Source organism: Hymenobacter elongatus (assembly GCF_004745955.1).
Taxonomy (GTDB): domain Bacteria; phylum Bacteroidota; class Bacteroidia; order Cytophagales; family Hymenobacteraceae; genus Hymenobacter; species Hymenobacter elongatus.
In genome coordinates, this window is sequence record NZ_SRLD01000027.1 from 46,653 (window position 1) to 61,143 (window position 14,491).

6 protein-coding genes are annotated in these 14,491 nt (G+C 52.3%); all 6 read right to left on the reverse strand.

Going from position 1 to position 14,491, the window contains the following annotated elements:
- Window positions 1-406 precede the first annotated feature (406 nt).
- The 6 genes from E5J99_RS13960 to E5J99_RS13985 are packed head-to-tail and all read right to left on the reverse strand — an operon-like array spanning window position 407 to window position 14,486.
- On the reverse strand, window positions 407-5,728 hold the full coding sequence (locus E5J99_RS13960) for an FtsK/SpoIIIE domain-containing protein (RefSeq protein WP_135498434.1): 5,322 nt from the start codon (window positions 5,726-5,728) through the stop codon (window positions 407-409).
- A gap of 12 nt (window positions 5,729-5,740) precedes the next feature.
- A complete protein-coding gene (locus E5J99_RS13965) occupies window positions 5,741-7,309 on the reverse strand; it encodes a hypothetical protein (RefSeq protein WP_135498435.1) in 1,569 nt (522 codons plus the stop codon).
- Between the two features lie 59 nt (window positions 7,310-7,368).
- Window positions 7,369-9,285, reverse strand: a complete 1,917-nt coding sequence (locus E5J99_RS13970) for a hypothetical protein (protein WP_135498436.1) — start codon at window positions 9,283-9,285, stop codon at window positions 7,369-7,371.
- A gap of 24 nt (window positions 9,286-9,309) precedes the next feature.
- Complete coding sequence (locus tag E5J99_RS13975) at window positions 9,310-10,143, reverse strand: phosphoadenosine phosphosulfate reductase family protein (RefSeq protein ID WP_135498437.1); 834 nt, start codon at window positions 10,141-10,143, stop codon at window positions 9,310-9,312.
- The gene (locus E5J99_RS13980) at window positions 10,133-12,118 is read right to left on the reverse strand and encodes a hypothetical protein (RefSeq protein WP_135498438.1); all 1,986 of its coding nucleotides are present in this window, start codon (window positions 12,116-12,118) and stop codon (window positions 10,133-10,135) included. Before E5J99_RS13980 ends, E5J99_RS13975 begins: the two co-directional genes overlap by 11 nt.
- Before the next feature lie 7 nt (window positions 12,119-12,125).
- Window positions 12,126-14,486 (reverse strand): sensor histidine kinase, encoded by a 2,361-nt coding sequence (locus tag E5J99_RS13985; protein WP_135498439.1) that lies wholly within the window; start codon window positions 14,484-14,486, stop codon window positions 12,126-12,128.
- Between the last annotated feature and the right edge of the window lie 5 nt (window positions 14,487-14,491).

Genomic DNA, 14,491 nt, shown 5'->3' on the forward strand with positions numbered 1-14,491 from the left:
TCCTTTTCTGCCAGCAAGGGGCAGAAATGGGACATAATCCTACGCTAATCTAGGTTTAACTGACGCAGCCGGCACACACGGTTGCGGTTAAGTAGTTGAAATATGGGGGAACAGCTAACTCAACTGACCTAGCGAGAATTTCTGTTTTTACTCTTGCGATGCCCCTAACATAAGTACCCGCTACTAGGAGGAGCGCAATTTTGAGGGTGCAGGACGCCATTAACCTGTAGTAGGGCGAGTTCATCGGCCAGATGGTGGGAACAGCGCGCACCTTCTTCTAGGGTGTCATCCCCCGGGCCGATGCCACGGCTGAGCGCTTCCCGCTGCACCCGGTGGCCACGTTCGACACCGACGAGAATAGTGCTGCCACGCTGTCGTTAGCGGTGCAGAAAAACTGCCTAAATTTTCATTCAGAAGTTGGAGTGTTTGTCATACTAACTAGCTGGTCAATAACTTCCTCTTGGATAAAAGGCACTTGCCCGAAGATTAAATCTGGCTCTCCTTCCAGTTTAGCTAACAAATGCCCCTTACCCAAGAGGCGTTCGGCACCTTTCTGGCTCAAGGCAATCTCGGAAGTGCCTTCAGAATCGACTTTCAGAATTAGCCGGTTTCCTAGGTTCGTGCGCAATTGCATGGGCATCACATTCGCATCGGGACGCTGAGCCGCAAAGACCAGGTAAATACCTGCCGCGCGGGCTTTCACCCCCAAGCGAGACACAACACTGGTTACCTGCTGCTTATATTCATCCACCTGCATCCAGTCGGCAAATTCGTCGTGAATGAGCCAAATAACTGGCAAGCGTTTTTCCTCAACTATCTTTTTGTTGTACGCTGTGATATTCGCTGCCCGAGCCTCCCGGAACAATTTGTAGCGGGCTTCCATCTCGTCAACTAAAGCCAACAGCTCTACTAACGCTTGCTCTTGCTCAACGATGATGCTGCCTCCCTTAATGTGGGGCAATGGTTCGAGCGCAAAATAATCGACCCCTAGCTTCGGGTCGATTATGATCATTTGAGCTTGCGCGGGTGTATTGGTAGCCGCAATGCAGAGAATGATATTCTGCACCAGCACTGATTTGCCACTGCCGGTAGTGCCGGCAATCAGCGTGTGAGGGGCGTTCCGCTGAGGCGAGAGCGTTAGAATCTCGCCGTTGTCTTCCCGAATAGCAATGGCAAGCGTTTGATTGCCGTGAGTAGATTCAGGGTACCACCGGCTCCAGATATCTTCCAGCCGCACCACTTGGCGATGGGGCCGCTCGATGGCGAGGGAAATGGCCCCAGACTCAGGTCGCACGGATACAACGCTCAGGCCGTAGGTCGTTTTGAACTCCACCTGCCGCTTCACCACCTGGTCAACGGTAAGATTGGCATTGCCCTGGAAAGTAAGCAGCGCGGCGTTAGGTGTGAGTTTGCTTTGCTGAAGTTTCGCGTGTAGGTTAAATCCTTGCAAGGCTGCTTTCGTGCGCAGGGCTGTTGCATTCAGCCATTCCAAGTCAGCTAGGGCCTCGGGTTTTACCTGATCGGATTGGGGTAGTAACTGCTCAATTGCCAGGTAAGCCCATCGTGCGTCCACAGGCGGGGCAGAAGGGGAATCAGTGGGAGCGTTTACAACAGCCACCGGCACGGAGGTCGGATTAGGAACTGGCATAGGAGGCGATGTAACATCACCTGGTATGGAAGCGTCAGTTCCACCTGCCAATGCAGCAACCGTTACCGAGGTAGCACCAGCTGCTGGCTGCACAAACGTTTGGCTTGCCCAAATGCTGGCATCACCATTTGCAGCGCGTACAGGCATAGGGTTTTGGTCTGTACGGTAACAATGCACTAGCTCCCGCACTTGGTCGAGCGAGAAAACTTCCTGGTAGGCATTGTCTGCTTCCGTAATCTGGCTGAAATCAGCGTCGTTTGATTCATTCTCCGGACCGGAAATGAAGACGTGGGAATACCCACGCACACTGATATGGCATTTGCCTTGGCGAATAGCCAAGCGCCAGTCCGCAAGGTTTATACCCGCCCCGGCTGGAAATTGTACCCCATCCAATATCAAATCGGATAAGCGGGCCAACCAAAGTGAACGGTCTAAACGCGCCGGAGCTCCAAACAAGGCCTCATTGATGCGTTTAAGGGTGTCTCGCAATTGGTTGCGAGATGTACGCGCCCCAGCAATCAAGCCACCGCGGTCGATAAACTTCGCTTCACCGACAATAATCGTCAGTCGCAGCTCGCCGTCTTCACCCCGACTAGGGCTGAGCATGAGAATGTCCGCGAGTTGCTCTTCGCGCTGGCCTAGCCACTCGGCATAGTCGTCGAGGAAGTACCAACCAAAGTGCCCCTTTTCTCCACCCAAGTAGGTATGCATTTCCTGGCGAATCAAAAAGCAGCTGAGCACTACCCCCATCAATTCACTGGCGCTACGCCCGCGGCGGGCGGCACGCAGCACGATGTCACCAGAAATCTTATTGGCTTCGGCAATAAAGCGTTCCGTAAGGTTCTGTTGGGCCAGCTTATCCAAGCCTAAATCCAGGCTGGCAATACGCCGTTGCACCATAGACTGTAACAAGCCCAAAGAGGCGGTTGAGGACACAATCAGACTGCGCCCTTGGGTGGAGGACTGCTTGTAGCGAATAACGCGCACCTTGCGGTCTACCAACTGACGGCGGTCCAGCAATTCATCGTAGTTTACTACCCAGTGCCCCAGGTTGTGGGTTTCATCAAAGATGTGGCTCATCTTCTGGTCCTGAAAATCCAGCTGGCGCGCGGGCAGCAAACGCTTGGTAGTGTCCTGATCCCAGTTGCCCTTAACGAAAGTAGTAATGGCCGTCAGGTAGGCCCAGCCCTCCTCAGCTTGAGCTGGACAGCACAAATACACCACTGACTTCATATCACCCGTAGGGGCAGGCCGGCGACGCGACCAGTGAGCTGGCACTAGCTCCATTAGGGGGACTACGTGCGCATTCTCCTTGTACCAGTCTACTGTGGCATGGCGAGCAATGACGTCCTGTAGGAACACAATATCATTGGGCGGCCCCTCGTGCTCATTGGGTGCCGGAGCTTGGTCAGCTGAAATGCCAATGCGCAGCCGAGCCATAAAGTCACGGGTTGCTTCGCTGGTACTGTACGCATCCGGGTCAGAGTCTGAGGCTTCGACAATACGCTCATAGAGAGGATGAAGCTTTTTAGGGTCGTGGTGACGCAGCACAATTTGGCACCGCACGTCTTCTTCTTCTTCGTGCATGGCGCCAATCCGGTCTACCACTGCCTGGGGCAAGCGGGCGGAATCGCAGTCATAGAGCACAACCGATAAGTTAGCGCTCTCGTGCGGTTGCAAGGCTAGGTAGCGAGCCACTAACTCTGCTACCCGCTTCGACGATTCAGTTGGATTATCGCTCGTTTCGGTGTCGGTGGCTACGGGAGATTCATGTAGGGTGTAGTCTCCGCAGGTATCGCTTAGTGCCAATAGCTCTGGCTTACTTTCGTAACGACCCAGCACCACTTCAGGGTAAAACGGATGGGTTAGCTCCTCACGCAGGTCTTTGAAAAATAACCGTCCGGCATCTCCAAACCGAACTTCTTCTTCTGTTAGATATGCTTTGACCAGGTCACGTACCCGACGGGCTTTCACATATAGGGAAACCATACGCAAGGGGTGCCAAGGCGTGATGATTTCGGTTGGGGCGTCGCCAGATACGGAAACAGAACCTATGCGCAGCAAGGGTTGCAACAGCAAAGTGCGGTTACGGTCGCCGACAGCTTTTTCACAAACTGCCATTAGCAACTTGGCGTACCGTTCTCCCTGCTCGCGCAACGCTTCGGAGGCAAGGCCCTGTTGGATAAATCCTTCAATGGCGGCTGTATAGGCAGTTTTGAAGCTGCGCCACAACTCTTTAATTTTTTTTTCGGCGGCCGACGACACCAGCTCTTCGGCTAGTGCCAGCTTTAGGTTTGCTTCCCAGCGGGTGGCAAGATTGTTCGCGGCTTTGTAAGTGCCCACGAATGACCCACGGTTTTGACCAAATGCCGGAACTAGGGTGCGTACGTCGTTGATGTTTACCGATTGAAAGCGGCCTTTGGCGCTAACGGCTTCTCGCCACGCTGTGCATAACACCAATGGATGCTCTCGCAAGCGGCCCCAGTCCGCCGCAAACTCCCGAGTAACTTTTATGGGGTTGAACGCCCAGATTAGCTGGGTAGCGGATGCTGTGGAGCCACTGGCTTGGCCTTGGGTCACCGAGTCCATTTGCAGCTCCAGTGTAAACTTGAGTTGCAAAGCAGCTTTAGCCTCTGAACGGTTACGGGAGTACTTGGGGGATTTGCGCCATTCCTCCAGCAGGGCCGGAAAATTCAGCAGCTCGCCGACCTCCCATTCAACTCGACTGCCCAGCAACTCCCGCAATCCGTTGTAGCGCGTGGCAAAGTACAAGCCGGCCTCGGTATTGAGCTTTTTGAGGTCACCCTTGCTTTTAGCATCCAGACGAATTTTCAACCGGCGGTTGGTGCTATAGTCTTCAACCGTTAGGCGCTCCAGGCACAACGCTAAACCGGTTAAGAAGTCTTCGTTTTCGTGGGGCCGCCCGAAGGCAAACTTATCCCATCCCGCTTTTAGATGGCGATTTTCGCCAATTTGGTGCCGGTGAAGGTCGTAGAATAGACGGTCTTCGTCCGTGGCCGTGGAGGGGTTGCGCTCAGCTAGTCCTTTCAGGTACTCACGCTCGTCGTTGGAGAGCAGGTCATCATCCTTGTCGTCGAAGAAATTTTGCGTGAGCTTACCCAGGTTGAGCTTCTCGCGACGCAAGCCATCGAAGAGAGGCCTAACTTGTTCCCATTCGATTTCTGCTAACGCCTTTGCAGCCTCATTCCACTGGCTATCAGATGCAATGAAGGCCTCAATTACCGGATAGTGATCCTCCAGCATCCCATCGCGAACTTTTGCAAAAGCAGCGCGCAGGTTAGCGGATGTAAGCAGCGTCTGGGCCGGCGTCTGTTTTCTCAGATAAGGAGCGCGTTTCTTGTGCGCGTCCAAGAAGAATAGCTTCCAGCGAGAAACGTGACGGTGAAATTTTTCAGGAAGCCCGATGAATAAGCTTGTGTCGCGTGGCATGGCCAGCGCAGGCAAGGCGGCGCCCAGTGCCGTGAGCAGTGGAGCCCCATCTTCTACCTCTCGTCGGGTGCGCAGTACATACTCGGCCACGTGGGGTAGGGAACGAATGCTAAGCTCCATCAGGGCCCGTAGCACACGGCTCCAAACTTCGGTTTGCTCGTCGGTTAGCTCCAGCCCGGTGGCAGCGACTTGTACCCAGAGTTCAGCTTGTGCCAGCAGGACGGCAGAGCCGATGGGCTCAATCAAGTTCAATGACTGAGCTTCGTCGTCCCCGGTGTTGGCCAGAAGCAGCGCGGGCCGAGCACAATCCGCGTTGCGCAGGTAGGTGGCACGCTGGTGGGTAAGAATTTTCTCCGGTAGGTTGTATTCTGCTACGTACGGCAGCAATTGCGCCTGTGGAAGCTGAATTTCCACCAAATCAACTAATTGCTCATTATCTAGAATAGCCCGGGCAATGGCGGCCATTTGCTCACCCTTCAGTTGGTCCAGGATGAAACGAGCGGTGCCCGTTTCCCCTTCACTGCCCTGAATGCGTTGGGCCAAATAGAGGGTAGCAACCTGCCCAATCAGGGTAGCAGTCGTAAGCGTAATCGCTTCCGACGGACCGTCGCTCAGTGTGCTCGTTTCCATGATGCGTACTAATTATGCGTGGCCCTGCGATGACTGGCCGTTGGGATTAATCACGTAGGCGCAGCCGTCCGATAAGCGGCGTAAGAGGCCCAAACTATTTAAGCGCGATTCTAAGCGTGCAGCATTCGCTGCGAAGGGTTTTGGGTCATATTCCTCTTCTGCAATCACTAAGGAAGCTTCCCGCTCACTGAAGACGAGCCCGTAGCGGGAGTAAAGGACTTGGAAGAATTCCTTGAGTTCCATGCGATGAGGCACGTTGGCGAAAATCAAGGTTTTAAGTAAGCCATCCGTAGGGGCGTAGCGGTATTTGTTGGTGCCGCGCCGGGACACTAGGCCGATCAAACGCCCCAAAGTGCGGTGTACTTCCCCAGCATGTTGCTGGTGGCGAACCTGCGCCTTTTCCCGCAGATAATCCAGTAGTTCATCCGGGTCATGACTGCGGTCGTAATCGGCCGCATCGTCCCACCAAATCTCTTTTTGAAGGACTTGCTGACAGCCGTCAAATACATCCGCAGGGGTAAGCAGTTGCAGTGCTTGCTGCCAGGCATCAGACTGCTGGATGCGGGTAATATATGCTTGAACTGCGTCGCCGGAGAGTCCGTTGTTCTCTTGGAAATTGATGATGGATACTTCCCGAACCAGCGTCTTTTTAGGCGCTACTACCTCACACAGAAAAGTGAGCGGCTCGGCTTTCCCCGTCCACTCAGCGGCTACATGCAGCTGATATAACAGCACGTGAAAAGCGCCCAGGGTTACTAAGTGATTGAGAACATCAAAGTTGGGCAGCCCCAGCTGGAAGAGGTTAAGCCAGTCCTGCCCCAGCGCGTCGAAGCACGGATGCTGCTTATAGGGTAGATAGCTGTGCTTACGCTCTTCATCGCCTTTTTCCGGCTCGCGCTCCAGCACGGTCAGCAGCTGATTCCATTCGTTGTCACCTTTCAGAAAGTCGTGCAGGTAAGGCCGCAATGAATCTGCGGCAGCGCTGCGGCACAACATCAGGTAGAGCAACTCCCCGGTGCGGGTGAAGTTGTTGAAATCCCGGTCCCCTTTTAGATCCTGATCCTCATAGATGGCATTGGCTCCAAAGGGAAAGAGAAAGCGGGATGTCCACCGCTTGTTGCTCTCGCTTTCAACCGAAGCGTCCCGAAGCATGCCCACTAAAAAGGCGAAATCGCTGAAGCGTTCGAAGCGGCCTTTCAAGTAAGAGAAGTCGGTATCGGTAACGTGCATAGCGTTTTCCTTCATCCAATCTAGCCACTTGTTCCAAGTTGTATTAGAATCCAGCTTCTCGTCTTCCAAGCTTTTGATCAGCTCGTTGTTCCAGAGAATATTGCGCAGGCGCATGCGGCGGCGCGGCTGATACACCAAAGCCGGATAAGAATCCGGTTCCTGTAGTAAGCTGCCCTCCCGGAAAAAATACTCCGCGACAGTTAAGCACTCCAGGAACATAAGCCACGGAGTTTGTGGATACACCCGGTGCCCCCAGATCTGTTCATCCAGCCAGAATAGCATGCGGGTATAGTGCCCTTTGGGCGGTCGGGCAACCAGCAAGTCGGAATCGGAGAGGAAAGGTAGGGGCATAGGCATTAACATCAGAGGCATAATGCCCCATATTAAAAGGGCCGAAGGGTAGTAAAATTCTAGGTAGTGGCAGGCAAATTCAGCTGGATAGTGCGGTGCTCTGGGTTGCCGTTTTCGTCCAGACGTAGCCGCTGAAAGCTGAGAATGAATTCATCGCCTTCAACCGCTTCAGCTTTGCGGCGCTTTTTGAGTGCCGTGAGCAGCCGGCTCTTAAACGAAAGAACGTCCTCGTAGCATTCCTTCGAAAAGCTGCTAGGAAGTGCGCCTTCAGCCACGCGAGAAAGGAACTCGTAGCGCACTAAATTCAAGGGAAATACCTCACTAATTTGCTCGCTTAGGGTAACCTGCAGTGCGGGCTTATTACCATGCCAGACAATTTCCACCCGCTCCCCTTTGCTGGGCACCACGGAGATGGAGTCCTCGTAAATGCGGGATACTTTAGCCCCTGTGGACTGTAAACTCGTGCCCAGACATAGCTTACGGTCATCATTGATGAGCATTCCTACGATGACCCGGTTCAAGCCACGCACCAGACGGCTAACTATATGCCGGTCCACACGCCCTTTTATGGTGGGATGAACGGTGCGCACTACTTTCTCCAAGTATTCGCCCGCAAAACGGAAGACCGTCAAGTCCCACAGGTGCAGGTCAGCGGCTTCGTTGGCAGGTATTTTAAAGAACAGGGCGCGTCGCTGCACGACCAGCATCTCCAGAAAACGGCTGTTGCTCAGGTCCTCGTCGGCCGACTCGACGTAGTCGCTTTGGGCCTTGCGGTAACTGGCGTCTGCTCCGTAGAAGGTGTCGCTGCCCAGGTATTGGTCGTAATATGGCTGGAGCGCCTCATCGGCTTCCCCAAAGATTAGAATGGAGTCGATGCGGTTAGTCGTCTCATGACCTAGCCGGAAGCGGTCCAAGTAGTTGAAAACGCCGATGCTTTCCCGGCGGCTCTCGCGCAGATTACCGCCAATTAGGTTATTATAGATGCTGGCCTTGGCCACAGAGCCCTCAGCAATGATGCGGGTTACATCTGCAGGTACCATTATATGGTCTTTGCACGTGTTCCCCGAGTGACCCAATACGGCGTTTACCAGCAAGGCTAGAATCTCCCGGATCGGAATATGCAAATCGTTATAGTCACATAGTTCCAGGAGGTCACGCAAGCGCTGCTGGAGCAGTGGAGTTTGCAGTAATTCGTAGTTGCGGCGGATGGGTGATTGAGGACCAAAGGCCATGGACTCACCATTCTCGCCCTCAAAGCAAAGCTTCCACCCCGGATGGCTTAGGAAGGCGTCCACGGCAAAGTCAAAGAGTTGCGCTGAAGAACCGCGTGACAGGTTGAAAAACCGAAGGGCCACGCCGGGTTGATCCTCCTGGTCTTCCACTAAAAGCTGCTCAAATAAAATCCGAGCCTGACTAACGGCGGGCGAATCAGGTAGTCGCCGCCAGGTTTCAATCAGCTGGCCATCGTTGGCGGCGATGAGGAAGTAGTCTGATGTCTGGGCCGAGTACAGGCTACTAGAAAACTGCTCCAACAAGTTTCTGGCTTCTGGCTCCCACTCGGCTCCTTGAGGCGGAACCCAGGCGCTCAAATCCCTAATCACGTGCAACGTGGCGCCTGTAGGAAGTGATAAGTTGATATAAGGATTATTGGAAGCCCACACGGCTGCTTCACCTTGCAGGTGGTCCCAGATTTTGCTGCACAGGTGAGTCTTTCCGTCACCAGCTGTACCAGTCAAAATAACGGATACTAGCGATTCACCGGTCAGGCATGATAGCACTTCCGCGAAACGGGGGTGAGGAAACAATATTGGCGCGACACCGGCACGCTTGGCAGCGCGTCCGGTATGCTCCTCAAAAGCAGAATCGTTGGCTGGAATGGGGCCGTATTTGCGTACGAAGCGAACCCAGTTGGTCGCTGCATCCTTGAGTCGACCTGCGGTTGGCAGGCTTGTTTCACTGGTATCTGGATGGGCCACGTCGATGGAGAATAGGATGAGAAACTATAGCTGGCAAATCAAGCATCCTGTTTTCTCCTCATAATCATCTACTCCCCCCAAAATATTCAACAAGGTTTTGTTGGGTGCATTACGACGTGCGCGCTCCTGAGCTGCTGCGTGCTCCCGACGAATCTGTTCCATGCGAGCCGGCTTCTCGAGCTCGGCCAAAGGCTCATTTCCACACCAGTAAAACGTCGTAGTTGCGTTTTTGCCTGGCTTCTCATAGGCTTTAGCCTGCTCGAACAAATCAGGATGTGCTCCTTTTAGCCGCACCCACTCTATTTTCTGTTGGTAAAAGCAGAAGAAGCACCCAGAGCGGGTGCGCCCCCACTCCGTATAAGGAGGCATCCCCAAGCCTGACTCTTCCAGGATACGCTCGATGTCTGCCTTAACCAGCCCGTCTTCTATGAAAGGGTATACAGGTACAATGTTAGGCTTGTGACTAATATAGCCAGACCGGTTTTCATCGGCTCGTAGCCCAACGTAATTGAAGCAGTAGGCATCGCCGATGAAACGCTCGAATGGGACGAGCTTCATCATTCTGGTACACCAGCGGCGGTGGCTGGAGGGCAACATGCCTCCGTATATCTTGAGCAGCTGGTCAAAGCCGATAAAGTCTCCATTTTCGACTGTGCTCTTGTGAATCGGTTTCCCAAGCAAAGCCTCCAGGCGGTCTAGGTAAGCCAGAGTCTCGGGCAACTCCTTACCGGTATCGTGGAAAACGTATTCCATATCCGGTATCCGGTCACGCATGTAGTAAGCCAGCGCGGCACTGTCTTTCCCGCCCGAAAGGCTTAGAATATGTCGGGGCTGCTGGTCGGTTAGATTAGTTTTCATTTGGCGGAAGGAGGATACCAGGGTCACTAGGCACCTCTATTGATGCGTAGCCGTTGGTGATAATATTAATAACGAATTGAGGCTGTGCTGGGAATGAGCTTGTTGCCGTATCGATGGTTAGTCCGATAAGATTTTGGAGTAAATGGGGGGACGCTTTGGTGGTAGATGGAAAGGTAAACCCAGGCTTATCGAAAAACCAATCATCGAACTTACTGAGCAGGGTATCTATGTTGGCAAGTGTTTTTCTCAAATAAGTACTGGTGTGGACACCGTTAAGAGCCGCCTTTTCGTCATTTAATGCTCGCTGTTTGGCTAGCAACGCCTCTTTGAAGTCCAGTGCAAAATGGAGCGTGAGGCGTGCCAGCTTATTCCCCTCCCGAGTAACAGGTAAGAAGGCATATTCGGTACTTAAAGCTAGAAACTTACTGACTGAATCATCTTCGTTTCGGAATAATACTTCCAAAGCAATGCCTTGAGTGAAAGGTGGGGAGACCGGCATTCCTACACGAGTCAAAGAAGCCGAGAAAGCTTGTTGAATCTCTAACGCAAAGGGCAGGCGTAAACGGAAGTGCCGCTCTAATGCTCCTTTTTTCTGCCACTCTGTAAAATTGTTGTGGGCAACCGTCTCCACCTGCTTTACATTCCACTTGATTCGGTATTGCTTGTCCTCAAAGGAGAAGAAATCCGTTTTCTGCTCTTTGCCAACGGGAGCTTTATCGAATGGCGTAAGTATTCCGCGAACTAGGAAAATGCTTCGGTCTGCATTCTTTTCGTCGGGGCGTTCCAAGTCACATTGCGCATTCAGAACCATCCAGACTTCCGTGGCCCCTGGCTTTGTGAATAAATCACCCAGATGCAGGTAAGGTAGCTTTGCCAGTTGACCATTGCCAGTTCCCTCCAGAGGATGCAGCTCAATGGGGCCCAGTCCTTCTTCAAACAAGGCACTCATATAGATATCAGACACCTTGGGAGAAGGAAGGCGGTGATGCAAGGGCGGCTTTTCTGAAAACACTTTATCAATGATGGCCTGTTGAGCCCTCAAATCCGCATTGCGCAGCAATAAGTTTGCCCAGTGGGTCCCGTACAACCAGGCTAGGTAATCACCTAGAGGCTGCGCTTCATCGCGTAGGGCAGAGTTCTGGATGAAGACATAATCTTCGATTCGCAGCGTCTGTACCTCCTTTTCAAACTCACGTAAGGCACTTCTAGCAGCCTTGGTAAGCGTTTGAATGTACTCTTGCAGCACGTGGTTGCTCGCAAACTCTTGGGTATATGCTCGAATCAGTAGCGAGAACTTATGCTGGTCACGCAATTGCTCTTTCGGCGAAAATCGAAACACCCCTTCCAGCATGCCCGCTTCCTCCTGAAACCGGTCAATCAGAGTCGCAACACCTGGTTCGGAGGACATCAGGATAGTAACTGGCTTATGACCTTTGGGGCACTTGTTATAAATTTCACGTGCCTTTGCTCTGGCATTGGCCACGGCGGCGTCACCGGGTTGAATTCCTAAGTTGTAGTCAATGAATATGTAGACGAACTCACCGCTTGTGAAGATGCTAGGGTCTTCAACCTGGGAGTTGATTCGACTAACCTCCAAGTCGGAACCTTCTAGGTTCCGGCAAATTGATTCCAGTTCGTTCAACTTGCCCACCTTATCAGCAAACAAATGAGCATCTACCAATTCACTCAACTTGGCGTTAGTCTGCCGGTGTTTCCACAGTTCCTGCAGGAACTCTAAAAAACCAATTGGCGGGTCTTCGCCTGCTTGAACATCCGGCAAAGTCAAATTCATCTCTGCAACAAGTTGCTCGAACGCTTCATGCTCGTTAGCAATTTGATAGAATTCCAGATACTGAACCACGCTGATTTCCCCAGCTTCTACATCGTCAAATGCATCATCAATGATGGCAGCTTTCCGCTTTGGAGCAGCTGCAAGCGAAGTTATAACATCGATAGCGGGTAGGGGTGGCAGCATAGAACAGTTATTGAGCGTTTTGCAAATCGAGGACGAAAGTGTGTAAAACGGTATCGGTCGGACTTGCCTCTTCTTGCAGATACAAAGCCGCGCCATGGTATTGTGCAATCTCTCGCGAGATGTAAAGTCCTAAGCCTTTGCCTTCTCCCGGCGGTTTAGTGCTTACAAATGGGCGAAAGACATCTTCCTTCTTGGTGACGGGAATACCGGGCCCGTTGTCGGAGAATAAAATCAGTTTTCGACTCCGGTCAATTTTGACACTTATCTGCGCATTTGGCAGCTTGTTAATTATCTGTTCCTGCTTGAGCCAGTAGACAGCATTGCTAATTAGATTTTCCAAAACCTGGATTATCATGCCTGGTACCGCTTGAATTTTCCATTCTTGCTGGTCCGCTTCATCTTCTACCACAAGTTGAATGTGGTGGCGTTCGAATTGAGCTTGGTGGTGTTGGAAAGTCTCCTTCAGCAATTTATTCAAATCCACCAGCGTCTTATGCTGCCGGCCGGAAGGGCCTAGTGGGTCCAGTACTTTTAAGCGCGTTTGCAGCGTTTTGAGCTGCGCTCGTAAAGTGCTCATAGAACTAGCCGTGCGCTGTGGAAGCTCTTGGCTAGTCATGCCGTTAATGGTTTGGATGGCATGCTGAGTTGCCCGGTTCAACTCGTGCGCAATGACATCAATCATCAAGCCCAAGCCGGCCAGATTTATCGTAGTGCTAAGTCGTTCTTCTAGGACCTGCGCCGAGGCTTTGGCGCTTTTGAACAAGGCTGCACTTTCCGCCAATACGTCCTCAATTGTGGCGATAACCTCGGTTTCCTCCTGTAAAGCAGGATAGGTATTAGTTAAATATTTTAGGGCCTCCCGGACTCTATGCTGTCCTAAGTAAATGCGTTTCTCAATCTCCCCCAGGCTTAGCGCCGCAAGGTTTGCTTGCTCATCCTCTTTTATTGCATCAAGAAAAAGCTTAAGCTCCTTCCAAATGAAATATTGCAGCAAAGCAACGAGCGCCTGCTTTTCGGCATTGTCGCGCAGTCCCTCCCGATTAGTTTGGTCCAGTAAGGCCGGATTGCCACGGGAGGTGATATCCACCTTGCCAACTACTTGCCGCCGGTTGAGCTTGTAGCCAGGCGAAGCGAGGGCCGTGGGGTCAAGATTCAACCAGTCGTCATTCGGCCCCCCGTAAGGATTTACGCGGAACCCATCCCGGTATACCATCAGCCCGCCACCCCAAGTAGCAACCAGCTCCTTGATGTATTTAGCATCGATAACGCCCGCGCTTTTAGTCAACAACTGCCGATTATACCAGTGTAGCTCTGCAGAAAAGGGCCCTAGACTATGTAATAATTCAGTGGCGTTATCAGCTTTGATGACTGTTGCTAAATGCGTGCCTGTAAGGGCGAAGGTTTTGTGCCGGTCGTACGTTTTATAATGAATTTCTCCGATTAGCGAGGGGATGCCAGCGGAGTCGAATACTAGTTCAGATTTAACGAAGGCATGTGCATTGCTGAACAAGATTTTATCTATCCCAATAGGAATAACTGGTTGTCTGTTAAACCAGAGGGTTATAAAGTCTCGATTGGTTCGGCCGAAAGGGTCGATAAAGCGGCTTAACTGCTCGCGCGAAATTTCCTCGACTTTGTCCTTTGACCAAGTTGCCCGGAGGTCATAAATGCGAATGCTGGTGCCTTGGGTTGAGGGCTTATCCTTCAAACGGCCCTGTCTTGGCTCAACGTTAATACTCTCGAGCAATGCATCCGAGTCATGAGAAAACGCGGTCCAATCTATTTCCAGCAGGTTGTAATAGCGTTCTTCAGCGCGTGTGGTTTCAACCACGAGTCCTTCGCCTAACCGCATGACGGAGAGGCGGCCAAGGCCCTTTTCGCCCAATATAGGGCGCAGGGTATCGTTAGATGAACCATCCGTGCCTGTGTGGTCGCGCTGCTTTCGTCGGTTGCGGGTACCGATAGTCAGGTAGATTTCCTCTAAATCATATAGGGACATCCCTTCACCCTGGTCTTTAACGAGGATGTAATTGGCTTGCTTTAGTAAATCGACCAGTTCGACAGTGGAGGGCTTACGCTCGAGTGCCTGTTTAAAATCAAGTGCCTCGGGCGCCTCTATGTCTAAGCTCTGCATCAAGCGCTGTAGCAGTTGAGCCTTGGCCGCAGGAGGCAGTTCTGAGACAGTGGCCAGGGTACTCAAGGCATCTGTTACAATGCTCTGGGGAAGTCGAATTACTACCCGTACTTCTACTTTTCGAGAGCCAGCATCAAAAGCATTTTTGATAAGCTCATAAAATGCAATGGCGTCCGAGCTGATAAGCTCGGACCCCAGCTGCAGAATCGTACGAGCGGTGACTTTAAAATGCATTGAAC